Origin of the sequence: Klebsiella sp. BIGb0407 (assembly GCF_024807845.1) — a bacterium.
Lineage (GTDB): Bacteria > Pseudomonadota > Gammaproteobacteria > Enterobacterales > Enterobacteriaceae > JGM124.
This window is the reverse complement of the sequence record NZ_JANUEQ010000004.1, coordinates 204,605-219,495: the sequence shown is the minus strand read 5'-3', so window position 1 is coordinate 219,495 and position 14,891 is coordinate 204,605. Positions and strand designations below refer to the sequence as shown.

Here is a 14,891-nt window from a genome sequence, read left to right as displayed (position 1 = left end):
TTATTTTTCTCCAGTAACACGGAAAGGATGTTTACCATCAGCAGTTAACAGAATGTTGTACATTTCCGGGCGACGATCGCGGAATACACACCACCAGTCTCTTTGCTCTTTAATGGCATCAAGATCAAAGGAGTGAACCAGCACACCCTCTGAAACTTTATCTGCCTGAGCAACCAGCGTACCGGTTTGGTCGGCAATAAATGAGCTGCCATAGAAGGTCATATTCAGACCTTTGGTGAATTTACTTTCCTCGGTACCTATACGGTTGGAGGCGATCACCGGAACCAGGTTGGCACCGGCAGCACCGCATTGGACATGAGTCCAGTGAGGCTGACTATCGTAGTGTTCAACACCTTCGCCTGGTTCACTGCCGATGGCGGTTGGATGGAAAATCAGCTCAGCGCCCATCAGAGCCAGAGAGCGTTGTGTTTCCGGGAACCATTGATCCCAGCAGATTCCCACCCCGATTCTGCCGAATTGGGTATCCCAGACCTGAAATCCGGTATCGCCAGGGGTAAAATATTGTTTTTCCTGGTAACCAAAGTCATTTGGGATATGTGTTTTACGGTAATAACCTAATACTTTCCCATCTGCATCAATCATGGCCAGTGCGTTAAAATAGGCGTTATTGGCTTTCTCAAAAAATGATAACGGCAGAACAACATTCAGTTCTTTTGCTAATGCCTGAAAATGTCTGATGAGTGGGCTATCATCTGCTGACTGTGCCAGGGTCAAATGTCTCATGTCCTGATCGATACAGAAATAAGGCGCCATAAATAACTCTTGAAGCAAAATAACATTTGCTCCTTTGGCATGAGCTTCACGAACAAGTTTATCGGCCCGTGCGATATTTTCCTCAATATCCCAGCTGCAATGCATCTGCGTAGCGGCGACAGTCACAATTCTTTTCATAGTACCCCCGTGTCATTTTTAATAGAGCAAATGATAGTGTTTATTCAATTTGAGTTTTATCTGACAATGAGCCTAGTTCAGCATTTTAATATGCGCAATGAACTATTTTTAAATATATTTTATTAGCCTGAATTTATTGAATAAAATATATCATTATAACGCGTAAAATAAATGTGAGTATTTAATCTGTTTTGTTAATGAAAACTTGTAATTGTCTGATTTAATTATTTTTGTATTTAATATCAAGCAAATGATCGAGGACGTATTATGGGGGGGCGGGATTTACTGTGACCGATAGATGTTTAATTCATCGTTGCTTTTGTAACATATTGAAATGGATAAGATTAATAATCATCGTGTTGTTGGTAACTAAAATTAAAATGAATCTCTTTATCATTATCAATAATTGTAGTGATGAGTAAGCGAGTAAATATCAATCATTTATTGCATCAAACCAAAATAAACGAATCCTAAACAGAACATATTTTTCAATGTTATGACGGCATGAATTATTTTATACTCTCAAGGGCCCGCTAATTCAATGGCTATTTATGGTTATCTATATAATTGATTAATTTCAAAGCGTATCTTTATACCCGCTCAGGCTAAATATGACGTGTATTATTTAGCGGGGAGTTATATCCGTACAAATCTGGATTACCACTCCCGCTTTGAGTACTCGTCGATTTATTACACTGTTATCGGTTTGTTATTATTAAAAATAGACCGTCCGGACAAAGTAAATGCGGATATTAACGTCACTGTGAGTGCAATCCCGCCAAGTATCATATAGGTCTCCTGGAAGCCAATCCGGTCATACATGTTACCTGCAAAAGCGGACAGGAAAATGGCGGCTACCTGTTTCGAAAACTGGAAGCCAACCAGATAAATTGTCGCTGATAGCCGAACATCAAATACACCAGTAATGTACTTAAACGCGCCCACCAGCAAGAAGGGAACTTCCAGCGCATGCAACATTTTGAGCGCAACGACTTCCATCGCTGTGGTCGCAAATGCTGAGCCTATCATTCTGGTTGCCATAATCATTCCGGCAATCAACAGCGTGTTCTTTGCCCCAATGCGATTAATAATCCACGGCGAGCAGAACATAATAATCGCGTTGCAAATTTCTCCGGCAGTCGTCGCATAACCAAAGGCACGGGTTCCTGATTCTGAGGTGGTAAAGAACGATTTGAAGAAAGTGGCAAACTGCTGATCGAAAACGTCATATACACAAGCGACACCGACCACATAGATAATGAACATCCACATTTTTCGCTGGCGGAATAAACGTAATGCCGTTTTTAAATCAACCGCTGGACGGTTGGCTCCCAGTTGTCCCATAACTTGAGCAGTCTGGCTGGCTTGCGGTTTGGCTATAGCTACAAGTACCACAAGTAGTAAAGCAGCACAGGAGCCCATCCAGAATACCCATTCTGGATTTACGCTAAATAAGATCCCCGCGGTGGTGGCACATAACGCCCAGCCAAGGCAGCCAAAGGTACGCGCCTTACCATACTCAAATCCGGAATGACGGCCGACTCGTTCAATATAGGCTTCCATTGCACCGGCCCCGGCAGAGAAAACAAACCCGATATAAGCTCCACCGCTCAAGGCACCCAGCCAGATATTTATTTTCAGGAGTGGTGCAAAAACATAGAGGAAGAAGGGGGCGATAAAGACCAGTAAAATCGTCACTATCCACATCAGATTTTTCTTCAGTCCCAGTTTATCTGAAACGATGCCAAGAACAGGCTGAAAGCAGATGGCAAAGAGTGAAAGGGAGGAGAAAACGATGCCGGTTTCGGTTTTATTCAGGCCGATAACATCTGAAAGCCAGATTGGCAGGAACGGAAAACAGGTGGCCATAATAAAGAAGTAAAGGAAGAAGAATAGCCCGAAAATCCAGAAGTTAGGGTTATTTTTATGATTAACAGCAGTCTGGTTCATTGTGTATTCCTTAAAGTGGACCGACTGGCGGTCCGTAACAATTACACGCGTTGCAGGCCAATTAAAATGGCACTTTCCGGATCGAGAACAGGCAACACCAGACCTGCCTGTTGTAACCACTCGCCGCTCATGGTCTGCGGCGTTATCATCCATTCAGGAAGCTTACGCATCGTATGGCCACCTTCTCCGGTAATTTGTATATTCGGATGGTCAAGCAGCGTCACTTGATAGCGTGCGTTGGGATCCAGCCCGGCAACCTGCAGAGGCATCATTAAGGTGTAATCTGGCATTGCTAGCTGACTGACAAGGAAAATGGCCTGGCTCTTATCACGGCTCACAATACCCTGTGCAAGCGTGGTGGTATCGGGCATATCAAGACGCCATTGCACGCCATGGTGAATAACATCGCGCCATTGTTTATGCAGTGTGGTGTATTTACGGTAGCCTGCTCGTTCTTTTTCATCGGAAGTGACAGGATCGAGCTCGAGGCCCATATGACCAAATAGTGCGGTCAGACCACGGAAGGCGATACTGTGCTGGCGAAAAGTCGCATGGCAGTGACGGTTGCCAATATGTGCCCCCATGACTTCTGGCGGGAAAAAATAGCTCATACCACGCTGGATAGTGCTGCGTTCCAGCGCATCATTATTATCTGATGCCCAGAAACGATGACTGCGTTTTAGTACTTCATAGTCGATACGCCCGCCGCCAGAGGCACAAGACTCAAATTCAATCTGTGGGAAACGGGCGACCAGAGTATCCAGCAGGCGATAGAACTGATGAGTCTGGGCATCGGCTGCTGCTTTGCCCTGATGTCCTGGCTGAACCAGTTCGCGGTTCATATCCCACTTAACGTAGTCCACAGCATGTTCGCCCAACAGCCAGCTCATTCTCTCTAACAGATAATCGAAAGCTTCCGGGATATTGAGGTTCAATACTAACTGATGGCGCCCTGAAATCAGGGGATAGTCCGGTAACGCCAGTACCCAATCCGGGTGTGCGCGGTACAAATCGGAGTCCGGATTAATCATTTCCGGCTCTACCCAGATACCAAATTCCATACCCAGAGATTTCACATGACTGATAACCGGCGTCAGACCATCGGGGTATTTTTTCTCATCAAGATACCAGTCACCCAGGGCCGCCCAGTCATCATTACGTCCTTTAAACCAACCATCATCAATGATGAAGCGTTCTACACCGAGCCCGGCGGCTTCATTTGCCATACGCATGATATATTGCGGATCATGGTCAAAGTAGATCCCTTCCCAGGTATTGAGGTGCACCGGGCGAGGTTTGTTATCCGGGAAACGAATGATGTTTTCGCGCAGATAACGGTGGAACTGCTGGCTCATACCGTTGAGCCCTGTTGCCGAATAGCTGGCAAACAGACTTGGTGTCCAGAGTGTTTCGCCTTCCGCCAGTTCTATCTCTCCCGGAAGGTAGAGTGCTTCCGCCTGCAAATAGCGGCGGCCATCCGTTTTGGCTTCTGCGCGTAAACGATGGTTACCACTCCAGCCCAGATGCACTCCCCATACTTCACCTTGCATCTCACTAAAGGCTTTACTCCCGGTAATCATTGCCGGGAAATGTTCGTGGGAAGTACGGCCCCGTCGGTTTTCCAGCACAATACTGTCATGTTCGAGAGTCAGACGATGGGGCTGGAATTCCCGGATCCAGCGACCATGGAAGGCCATCACTTCCCGGGCGCGTTCGGCGACCGGAATCGTTATAGCCAGACGATCAACCTGCCAGGGTTGTGCGCGCAGGTTAGTTAAACCATGACGAATGCTGAGTACGCCGCTACTGTCGAGCTGAATTTCACTACAGAGTCGCAGGCCTGCCAGGCTGTCTTCGCTGGTAATGGTGGCATGTTGTCCGTTAACAACGACACCGGTGGTGGTAAAAATGGGGGAGGCATCCAGTCCCTGGCGATGGCCTTCAATACCGGGCGATCCGAATAAGCCGTGGCCCAGCTCAGCCATTAAAGTGACTGGGGAATCGACATCCAAACGACCATTGGCAACCGGGCGAGCAAGGCTGGCCACATCCTGCGGGGAAAAATGGTTTAAATGCGGTCCCCAGTAGATAATTTCCGCAAATGGATGGGTTTTGATCACGACATCAGTCAGGGGGCTTTGTAGGTATAAAATCGAATCAGACATTAGACATCTCCACAACAAGGTATGCCTTACTGTTGATCCGAAACGTTTCGGTTGTCATCCAAAACGTTTCGGATGCGTGATCGAGTTCAGATAATTAGCTTTAAAAGGCGTTAATCAGGCAGTTTCACCGGGGATAAATTCAGGTTGCCAGAGCACCTGAAGAGAAGCAGGATCGTCGCCAGCAATTAATTGCCGAACCATACTGGCTATCTGGCGGCCAACCCCCTGACGGGTCGATTGAATAACGGCGCCAACTTGAGTGTCAATGATGCTGTCCTGGGGTAAACCGTCGTAAACCACCAGAGAGACACGATTATCACCCGTCAGACGTCCTTGCAGTGATAATGCCATCGCGGCACCGTCTCCGTGCATATTACAGTCGGTAAGAATGGCGGTTGGCGGGTCTGGCAATTGTAGAAGTTCCAGAGTCGCCTGGTATCCGGCGCGGCGAGTTGCCGGTATATTTCGCAGCCAGTGGTTGTCTAATCCGGCCTCGTTTAGCGCTTGCAGATAACCATTTCGACGCTGAATGATAAAGGCCTGATTATTATTTTCCCCCAGTAGCGCAATCTTGTGGTGACCCTGGTTAATCAAATAGCGTGTTGCCGTCAATGCTCCGGCCTGATTATCGAAATCAAACCAGGCGTAAGGTTGCGGCAGGCGGCTGCGACCCAGGGCAAGAAAGGGGAAGCCAGAAGAGAGTAACTGTACCAGACGCGGGTCGTCATCCAGAGTATGGGCAACAATCAGGGCATCGACCCGGCGGCTCTGTACCAGGCGCATATAACTGTTTCTGCCAGCATGCTCGTCGTCAGAAATTAATAACAAATCAATGTCATAGCGTGCTAGCTCGTGACTGATTTCAGCCACCATATCAAAAAAAACGCGGCTGACGAGCGAAGAAGAACTTGCAGGAAAAACTAATCCAACGGCATCTATTTTGCCCATTTTAAGACGACGGGCCAGAGTATTGGGACGGTATCCACGACGCTGGGCTTCTTCCTCAACGCGTGTTCGAGTCTCCAATGAAACATCATCATAGCCGTTCAGCGCACGGCTGACCGTGGTAACCGAGATCCCAAGTTCTTTAGCAATCGCTTTCAGTGACATAATTTTCCGAGTCTACGATAAAGTGCGCGGGCGATATTTTCCCGCCAGTCATCAACAGGGTTAAGCTTGAACGATCATAGCATTGTTATCCTCTGACCAGTGAAGCATATCCTGATTTGTTGCTTGTTCCTGGTGTATTAATCCCAGATGTTTGCTTAACCGACAGGGTGATTGCCTGGCTGGGAGGGTTAACGACAAAACTGGCTGAAGAGGGTGCTCGATTTTTCTTTATAAATAAACTGGTATTCAATAATATGAGTATCCACGCTATTGGTATGAGCAGTGACCCATACCGCATTCATACCTTGCTTCCTTTGTTTATATAAATCTGATTTGTTTGTACAAAGTTTAATCCAGCGTTGAGTATGTGAGCCTTTAATCCATAAGCCCGCCTCGCAATGACTATATTTTCCCGTTGCTGGTCCTGGAAAAGTAACTTCGTACTCTGATTTATAATGAATAATTAATCCCGGAGAGGGGAAAACTGCTCATCTGGTTAGCAGGTGAGAAGTAACTGACTGATAAGAATAATCCCGGTGTAAGGCCGGGATACTATTGTCATGAACCGATATAATGACCAGCACCATCAGACCATAATATGGCAGGAATAAAATAAAAATAATTATTTAACTCTTCATCATTTTCATCTGATACTCCCTGAGGCCATTTTTCTTTCAAGTAATTAATGATTGTATCGCTATCAGCGTTCCAATATGGTTTATTTTTACCTAGTGGATCTTCTGGACTACAAAAACGAATGATCTGATTATCCAATAACTCTTTTACTACATCAAAAAACATATGTTTATATACAGTAAATTCTTGGTTTGGATTCCAACCAATTATTGCCCCAAATAAAGCAGATACCCATAATCCATCGGATTCTGAAACTATTTCCTTAAAATTAGGTATGTTATTCATAATAACTCTCATTTCAAAAACTTAATTTCTACAGAGGCATTAGACTTCCCTACCCCTCGGGGTATATCTATTGTCCAAGCATCACCTGTTTCACTTGCCGAAGAAGAAAAGTCCCTCAAGTTAAAGGTACCTTGTGATGTTCGTATCGTATATGTGTTACCTTTTCCTGGAATAACTCTCGCTTCAGGCATATTTTTACTTCCAGTTAAATCCATAAAATACTGCTTAACCTCAGTATCTGAAGCACCACTAAAAACTTTAGAGTTTCCCTTGTTCGGCATTTCTATAAGAGTCCTGCCACCAATTTGGATTCCCGATCTCGGATTGTCGTATTCAAATAGTTGAGATAACTCATTTGTTCTACTACTGGATAGCTGATTCCGCGCATTTTCTTCATCTTGAGGCCCCCAGCCACCCGGTGTTCCAGAGCCAGCGCCGCCAAGCTCAGCTTTCTCAATATCAGTAAGACCCTTACCAATATTTGGCTGGCTCTGTTTCTCATCGTCACCTGACGAACAGACCCGGCCAAACGAACACTCCGTTATTTTATCCAGCCAGTCAACAGCATTGTCAATCAATCCCTGAAGCCCTGAGGCGATATTCTTATCCGCATCCTGCTTCACCTTATTGCCAGAGCCAACTGGAGCTCCCGGTACAGGAGCGGGAACTGGCACTGCCAGCCAGTTATTCTCAACCGCATTCTTCGCCGCCTGCGCCCCAGCCACGGCCCCGACGGTGCTGTCGCTGCTCAGGCCTGCTGCGATGCCTGATGCGAGGGTGGCGAGTGAGCTCAGGTGTTGTTTCTGTTGTGAGGTGAGTGTGTCGCTGTCTGCGCTTCCATAGAGAGTCAGCGCGATGGCCGGGACAGCCAGTTCCCCGGTGACGGCTCCGGTGGCGCCTGCCAGGGCATTGCCGTAGCTGAGTTCGGCAATCACGCCGCCGAGCAGGGCGTGGGCGACCAGGTTGTTCAGTTTCTCCTGCTGGCTGAGTTCACTGTGCGGTTTCCCTGAGGTGGTCATTTCTTTTACTTCTGCAGCCAGATAAGGAGCGGCACCCTGGGCGAGGGCGGCCTGGATATTACCGCCTGCCAGCCCTTGCAGGGCTGCAACCACGGCATGAACTCCTGTTCTGACATTGCCGCCCATCGCGGCACCTTGCCGGGTGAGGGCGGTATCATAGGCCAGTTGCCAGGCCAGCTCGTTTACGGCTTGTGGGCCGTTGTCTGCGAGGGGATTTTTCTGGTGTGCTTTATCGAGCTTTGTTTGTGCCTCGCGCTGCAAGGCCTGGCGTTTATCACTCTGCGACATGCTCCGCGTTGCGGCTTGTGTTGCTTTTATCGACTCATGAGTCTGATAGATATCTAATACCTGCTGCCCGATATCGGTTATCAGCTGTGCCTGCCGGAGCCGTTTTTGCTCCTTCTCTTTATTAAATATCGGACGAATACTGCCGTCATTAGCCTGAGCGGTATTTCGGTTCAACTGCGTTATATCCAGCTGCTGTCTGGCGGCATCGCGGATGGTGACAGAGCCTTCACTGACCGCGGCCCGGGTGGTTCCTTGCGTCTGGTCATGGTGATTACCTCCTGAGAGCACATTGCTGGCCATATTGGTCAACAGTTGCAGGCCTGACGGAGCCCCGCTGCTGACAGAGACTCCGGTATGCTCGCTGCTGAAATCAGCCCGGTTATGGATATCTCTCCAGCCCAGGGTGGCAGTGTCAAGGCGGTTGCGGTCTTTATCTGCGCGACTGGCGATAACCGCGCCATCAAGCTGGGTATGGTCTTTGACGCGAATATCATAGCCTTCCTTGCCCGCAAATAACCCGCTTTGCTCCCTGACGCTGGTATAGTTACTACGGAGTTTGTCCTGAGTGGCGCTGAGATAACCTGAAGCGTTCATGGAGCCAAAATTGAAGCTGCCGCCCGCGCTGATACTTTGGTTCGTGGCCGTGTAGTGGTCGCTCTCCTGTTCACTCTGGATTGTCAGGTTACGCCCCACGCTGGCGCTGAGCGTGTCTCCGCGGGCCCTGGCTCCTTTTAGAGTGGAATCCCGCCCACTGGTCAGATTCAGGCGTTTGTCTGCCTCCAGAAGTGTTTCGGTATAGGTGATACCCTTTCCTTTTTCATCACCTTTGCCGGCATTGATACTGGCCGAGACGCTGATACCGTAACCACTCGAACCAACCCCGATCCCCACCCCCAAACTTCCTCCTTTACTGCTGTTCTTACTGGTGGTGCGCTCACTATTCTGTGCGGAGCGCAGGGTGATATCTTTTGTGGCATCCAGCGATAAATCCTGGCCCGCTTTTAGCCTGCTGCCTGTGACGGTAATATCGCCAGAATGGGGCGCGGTATTGTTTCCCGTAGCGATTATCGCCAGATTCTCCCCGGCGAGCAGCATGCTGCCTTGGGCCTGGCGACTTTCGGTACGTGTTTCACTTTTTGATGACTGGCTGCCATAAGAGGCACTGATACCGACGGTATTCGTCGCACCTTGTGCAGCGCCATTATTGGCCGCCTCACTTTGAGCCTGGTCCAGTCCATAGGCCTGGACTGCCTGGATACCCGACAGGGCCGCTTTGGTGTTTTGCAGAGCACTGAGTCGGCTGTCACTTTCTTTACTGGCCTCTTGCAAACTGCTCACACCGGCATTCAGTGCGCTGCCAGCGCTACCAGAAAGAGCCACCGTCAGGCCGCTCTGTTTCTGTTCGATTTTGGTCAGAGTAGTGCGGCTATTTTCGGCGGTGGTTATCTGTACCTCACAGCCTGAGATAACCAAATTTTTCCCGGCTATATTGTCACTTCCGTGTACCGTTGCCCGATTAGTGGCTTTAAATAGAGTATTACCTTTGCTGCTGCCCACTACACTGCCGTGGTTGAGATTATCAATCTGGTCGGTACTCATTTGCTGTGATGCGCTCCCGACAGCAAAGCCGATTCCTCCACTGCCCATCAGCCCGGCGTTTTTCTCTTCCCGGTAGTGAAATTCTTGATGTAATTCTGCCTCGGGCCTGACAGTCAGGTCATGGCCTGCATTCAGGCTGACATCCTGGGTACCAGCGATATTACTGCCAGAGACCACCAGGTCATAGCCTGACTGCATGCGGACAGTATCACCTGAGAAGGTGGTCTCCAGAGCCTGATGTTTATGCACCTCGTCATGCGTTTCCAGGGATGTCTTCGATAGCAGCCCGCTGCTGCTCTGTTTGTTGTGTTCACTCAGATGGGTGATGCTCTTACCTGCGCTAAGCCGGATATTCCGTTCTGCCTGTACCTCCAGCACGCTATCTGCGGTCACGTCTGCCGCTCTGGCAGTAATATCTCGTCCGGCAGAGAGTGTCAGCGGACCGGAGGTGGTGATACGGCTTCCTTTCTCGGTATGTTGTATCAGGTGACGCCAGTTATCGTCATCCCAGTCACCGGTTTCAGTCTGCGTGGTACCGACTGTGCTAAGACGCAGATCGCCTCCTGCTTTGAGCAGGGTGCTACCATGCTCTCCCTGATTGTCGAGTGTGCTTCCGGAAAGGGTAATATTGTTGAGTGCGCTAAGTTTCAGACTGCTATCAGCCTGGTTGACGTAGATACCCGCAGGTCTGTCTATCCAGTTACGGATACCGTCGGTGCGCGTGGTGGTCTGACTGCTGATATCCTGGCCTGCAAGCAGCGATAAAGCTGATCCACCACGAATCTGCCCCCCGCGATTGTGTATATCATCGCGTGAGTCAAGCGTTACCCGGTTACCGCTAACCGTGCCGCTGTTGGTGATGTTTTTTGCCGTTAGCTGTGTTGTTTCCTGGCCGCGGATACTGCCGCTATTGATGATATTTTCCTGCGCGCTCAGAGCTATCTGTTTTCCGCCCAGCAGAGCACCATTAGCTGTCAGGTCCTGTTGTGTGAGTTTCACGTAGACTTGCGGGACCCGCACTCTTTGAATGCTGCCGTCGGCAAGGCGCACATTCTGGTCAGTCAGCCAGACAATATCGCTGGTCAGCAATGCCATTTGAGAGGAGGTGAGGGCGATTCCTGGCTGGAGATTATGTTGTTTTCCAAAGGTGATACCCCTGTTCATCAGCGCCCGATACTGAGCTTCATTTTCGGCGTGGTTGCCCGTATAGCGCTGACCCGTCAGATGGATTAGCTGGTCGCGTATCAGCTGCTGTTCGTAGTAACCATCCCCCAGACGTCTATGGATATGGCCGGGGTCAGCAGTGAAAACTTGCTGCATATAGTCGCTGGTCAGCCACCGTTTTTTATCCACAAAACGCGGGTCAGTCTCTACCAGCGGATGGCTGTCAGAGCCGGGGTGAAGTGTGTACAGGCTATTTTCAGGCAACCGAATATTCGGACTGACGGTACGGATAACTGGCGTGACGGACTGACCGTTTACCCTCTCAGGCGGTAGTGTAAGGGTGACAGTACCTTTCTGAGCGGAACTCTCTTGCCACTGGTCGAAACCCGGCATCTGGCGTGTTCCCGGCTGGACAGGATGGCTCTGCATCGGAGTCGCGCCTTGCCAGTAATGTGTTTTTAAATCTACGGTTGTCGTTATGGGGTCTGGCCGATAACGCGCATGATCATGACCTTGAGACGTTTCCGTACCACCCAATTTTTTCTTTTTCTTCTCTGCGTACCAGTGTACCTGCTTGCCTCTGTCGGTCGTGATACGTTCGCCCAAGGTCGCGTGGTTATCCAGAGTTCCGATATCGCCTCCCAGAGTGCCACCGGCGATAATCTGGCTGTCATAATTTCTCAGTGAAGTGGAATTAAAGATTATGTCCTGAGCGGCGAGTATCTTGCCCGGTTCGCTACTTTTCAGCTGTGTTTCTGTCACCCGTCTGCGGTAGTTATACTCATAGAAATCATCATTCCGGCTACCGTCGGGCATTATCGCATCATGGACACCGTATTTATTACTGTCGCGGGTATCCACCTGTGCCCAGGGGTAGCGGGTAGTCTGACCACGCAACACGGCTTCGTGGTAGCGGGCATTTTCCACCACACGGGTCTGCGTGGTCAGGTGACGGTTAGTATTATTGACCTGCTGCATTCCGATAGTAATATGACGCCCCGCTTCAACGGATGCGCCGTGATTGTTCAGGATGTGGCCCTGACCAGTGGCCTGCAACGTACTATCCAGTGCAGCACCAAAAATGATGTCTCCTTGGCTGGTAATCAGCGCATGGTCGCGATTGTTTACCGTCCCGGCAGCGATATCCAGCCGGTCGCGTGCGGCGATGACGGCGGCGTTACTCTTGCTCTTCAGGTTGTTCATTTCCTTCGCCGTGATGGCCACATGGCCACCAAAAATCCGTCCGGTGCCTGTATTGTTCAATGTGTCTGCTTTCAGAGATGTCAGATCTCCATCAATAAGCCCGGTATTGTTCAGATATTTTTCCGCTGTTATATGGGTTTCCCGAGCACTGATATGGCCTTCTGCGTTATTGATTATCTCGCGGGCGTCCAAGTTAAGGTTTTTCTGCCCGGCAAGAGTACCCGCGTTTATTATTTTACCGTTGTTGCTGAGCGTCAGCTTATCCTTAGCTTTTATGGTCCCTGTGTGATGAAGGTCTTGTTGCAGCTGGACGGTAAGTTTCCCTTCTGATAGCAAGTCTCCATGACCTTTGAGTGCTGAAATCTGAATAGTTGTATCACCCGTCGCAATCAGCGTGCCCCGATGATTATTGATGTCCGTCTTCTGCCCCTGGATCTGTAGCTGACCTCCCGAGGAAAGCAAACCCTGCGGGTTCTCAAGTCGAGCATTGGCGGTGATGTTCAAATGGTGTGTCGCCCGCATGTTGCCCTCCGTGTTATCCACTTTGTCAGCCGTGAGGCTGAGTGTTTTGGCTTCCAGCCCTTTGCGCGGCCGTCGCGTATTGCGGTTGGCTATCTGTCGTGCATCCAGCTCTAATGTCTCGCCTGCTTGTAGCAGACCCGCCGTGTTATCCAGCTTATTGCGCAGAGTCAATTGCCCGTCACCGAGCGTGGTTACCACTCCCTGCTGATTATTCAGTTTAGCCGCTTCCAGCGACAGAAAGCCTTGTGACATGAGATGTCCACTCATATTGTCAATTGAGTCAGCAATATGAACCGACAGGGTGCCCCCGAGGATACTGCCATGCTGGTTATTCAGGCTGTCAGCCCGGAGCGACAGATGGTGATCATTGCTTGCCAGGGTACCGGCCTGGTTTTCGATGCGAGCAGCCTGCAGGTAGGTATTACCCCCGCTGAGTAATTTACCCCGGTTATTGCCTATCAGGTCGCCTGACAGTACCAGATCCTGAGTTCCTTCCTGCTGTAGTAACCCGTCAGTATTGTTAAGTTCAGGAGCGTGCAGGTTCAGAATGCCACCAGATATCTGGCCGCCGTTATTATCCAGTTTACTCTGCGTTTTTACGGTGACTTTGTCGCGGCCCCGAATAGCAGCGTTAGCTGTGCGTACTTCTCCTTGTCTGGCTTTGAGCGCCACGGTTCGGGCATCTGTCTGGCTCTTTTCCAGAAAAATATGACTGCCGCTGGCGTACAGACTGCCACTTGCCAGGTTCTGTCCTTGCGCTTTGAGTTCCCCGTTAGCTGTAAGCTGAAGATCCCCACCTGCTGCCAGCGTACTTTTTCTGGTGCTATCGATTACGGCAGCGGCGAGGCTGACATCTTTGCCGCCACGAATAAGGCCTTCATTATGTAGCTTCCCGCCCGCGGATAACTTGAGGTTGCCGTTTGTGGTCAGGCCTCCGGTATTATGTATCTCGTCTTTGACCGCTATTTTCAGACTATCTTGCCCGGAGATCTGACCGCTATTAAACAGTTTGCCGTTGCTGCTAAGTGATAACTCACCTGCCAGAGCACCCAGTTCTCCGGCGTGGCGTACGCCGACTCCCTGTTCAGTACCTTCCAGAACAATTTTATTCGCATACATTCCCCCTAGTACGGCAACATCAAGCGCAAAGACGGGGCGCTCAGATTTATCCTGCGCTTTAACGCGGGTAATATTACCCCTGGCATCGGTTTCGTTATGTCCGACAGACACTTTTAGCTCGCTGCCAGCTTGCAACCGGGCATTGATCTTTACTGCCCTGGCTATCAGCTGGGTGTAGTCAGTACCAAGGGTATTCAGCCCCTGGCCGGTAATATTGATACGCCCGCCATTAACGTCGAAGCCCTTAAGCTTGCCCCCTTCCATACGGGCCTGGCCTGCGACCAGAGCCACCTTTTCGGCATTGATAAAACCGCAGCCATTGCAGTGGATCCCATAAGGGTTAGCAATCACCACATCGGCTCTGCGTCCTGCAACTTCAATAAATCCGTTAAGCTGGCTGAGGTTACGGCTGTTAACTTCATTAACAATGATGCGGGCTTCCTGCTGTGCCAGCCAGGGGTTACCGGTTATCTGGCCAGCCAGCTGTGTCTGGGTGTTATGTTGACTGTTATTGAGGATGGCACCGCGGCTGTCGACATTAAACTGGCTATACTGGTTACGCGAAACGCCGTGTTCATTCGGAGTCTGAATATTGACTTGTGGCAGGCCATTTGCTGTGGCGAGGATAGTTGCCTGCTGATTACCCGGTGCGCTGCCGTCAGCCACGATAGCGGCATTCAGCGGCAGACTGACCCATCCTGCCGCCAGCCAGAGAACAAATCGAAGCGGAGCGACACGGGCCAGCAGGGGCAATATTGGTTCACTGCGTTCACTATGGCAGCCACCTGTTCGACCGTTACGGGAAATATCGGCCACGACCATCAGCATGCCACGGGCTTTATTGAAAATAATACGGTAAAGAAGCTTATTCATATATCAGTCCACCGTCAGGGGTAAAAGACAGCCAGGCTTACGTCGG

The 14,891-nt window shown here is 49.8% G+C and carries 6 protein-coding genes; all 6 read right to left on the bottom strand.

Annotated features, from left to right (window positions below; translation table 11 throughout):
• Entirely contained in the window at window positions 1-912 is a 912-nt protein-coding gene (gene aguB / locus M2387_RS13900) for an N-carbamoylputrescine amidase (protein WP_259050222.1), read from the bottom strand.
• Window positions 913-1,602: 690 nt separating this feature from the next.
• Window positions 1,603-2,862 (bottom strand): MFS transporter, encoded by a 1,260-nt coding sequence (locus M2387_RS13895; protein ID WP_259050220.1) that lies wholly within the window; start codon window positions 2,860-2,862, stop codon window positions 1,603-1,605.
• 41 nt (window positions 2,863-2,903) lie between these two features.
• Window positions 2,904-5,027 carry an alpha-galactosidase gene (locus tag M2387_RS13890; RefSeq protein WP_259050219.1) on the bottom strand — a complete coding sequence of 708 codons (2,124 nt, stop codon included), beginning with the start codon at window positions 5,025-5,027 and terminating at the stop codon, window positions 2,904-2,906.
• A 114-nt stretch (window positions 5,028-5,141) separates the two neighbouring features.
• Window positions 5,142-6,137: a LacI family DNA-binding transcriptional regulator gene (locus tag M2387_RS13885; protein WP_259050218.1), complete on the bottom strand. Its 996-nt coding sequence runs from the start codon at window positions 6,135-6,137 to the stop codon at window positions 5,142-5,144.
• 558 nt (window positions 6,138-6,695) lie between these two features.
• Window positions 6,696-7,058 carry a hypothetical protein gene (locus M2387_RS13880; RefSeq protein WP_259050216.1) on the bottom strand — a complete coding sequence of 121 codons (363 nt, stop codon included), beginning with the start codon at window positions 7,056-7,058 and terminating at the stop codon, window positions 6,696-6,698.
• 8 nt (window positions 7,059-7,066) lie between these two features.
• Complete coding sequence (locus M2387_RS13875; RefSeq protein WP_259050215.1) at window positions 7,067-14,845, bottom strand: two-partner secretion domain-containing protein; 7,779 nt, start codon at window positions 14,843-14,845, stop codon at window positions 7,067-7,069.
• Window positions 14,846-14,891 lie beyond the last annotated feature (46 nt).

Excerpts from the sequence above, each read along its gene's own strand:
- M2387_RS13885 (WP_259050218.1), bottom strand. The coding sequence starts at position 6,137 with ATGTCACTGAAAGCGATTGCTAAAGAACTTGGGATCTCGGTTACCACG.
- M2387_RS13875 (WP_259050215.1), bottom strand. The coding sequence starts at position 14,845 with ATGAATAAGCTTCTTTACCGTATTATTTTCAATAAAGCCCGTGGCATG.
- M2387_RS13895 (WP_259050220.1), bottom strand. The coding sequence starts at position 2,862 with ATGAACCAGACTGCTGTTAATCATAAAAATAACCCTAACTTCTGGATT.
- M2387_RS13880 (WP_259050216.1), bottom strand. The coding sequence starts at position 7,058 with ATGAATAACATACCTAATTTTAAGGAAATAGTTTCAGAATCCGATGGA.
- aguB (WP_259050222.1), bottom strand. The coding sequence starts at position 912 with ATGAAAAGAATTGTGACTGTCGCCGCTACGCAGATGCATTGCAGCTGG.
- M2387_RS13890 (WP_259050219.1), bottom strand. The coding sequence starts at position 5,027 with ATGTCTGATTCGATTTTATACCTACAAAGCCCCCTGACTGATGTCGTG.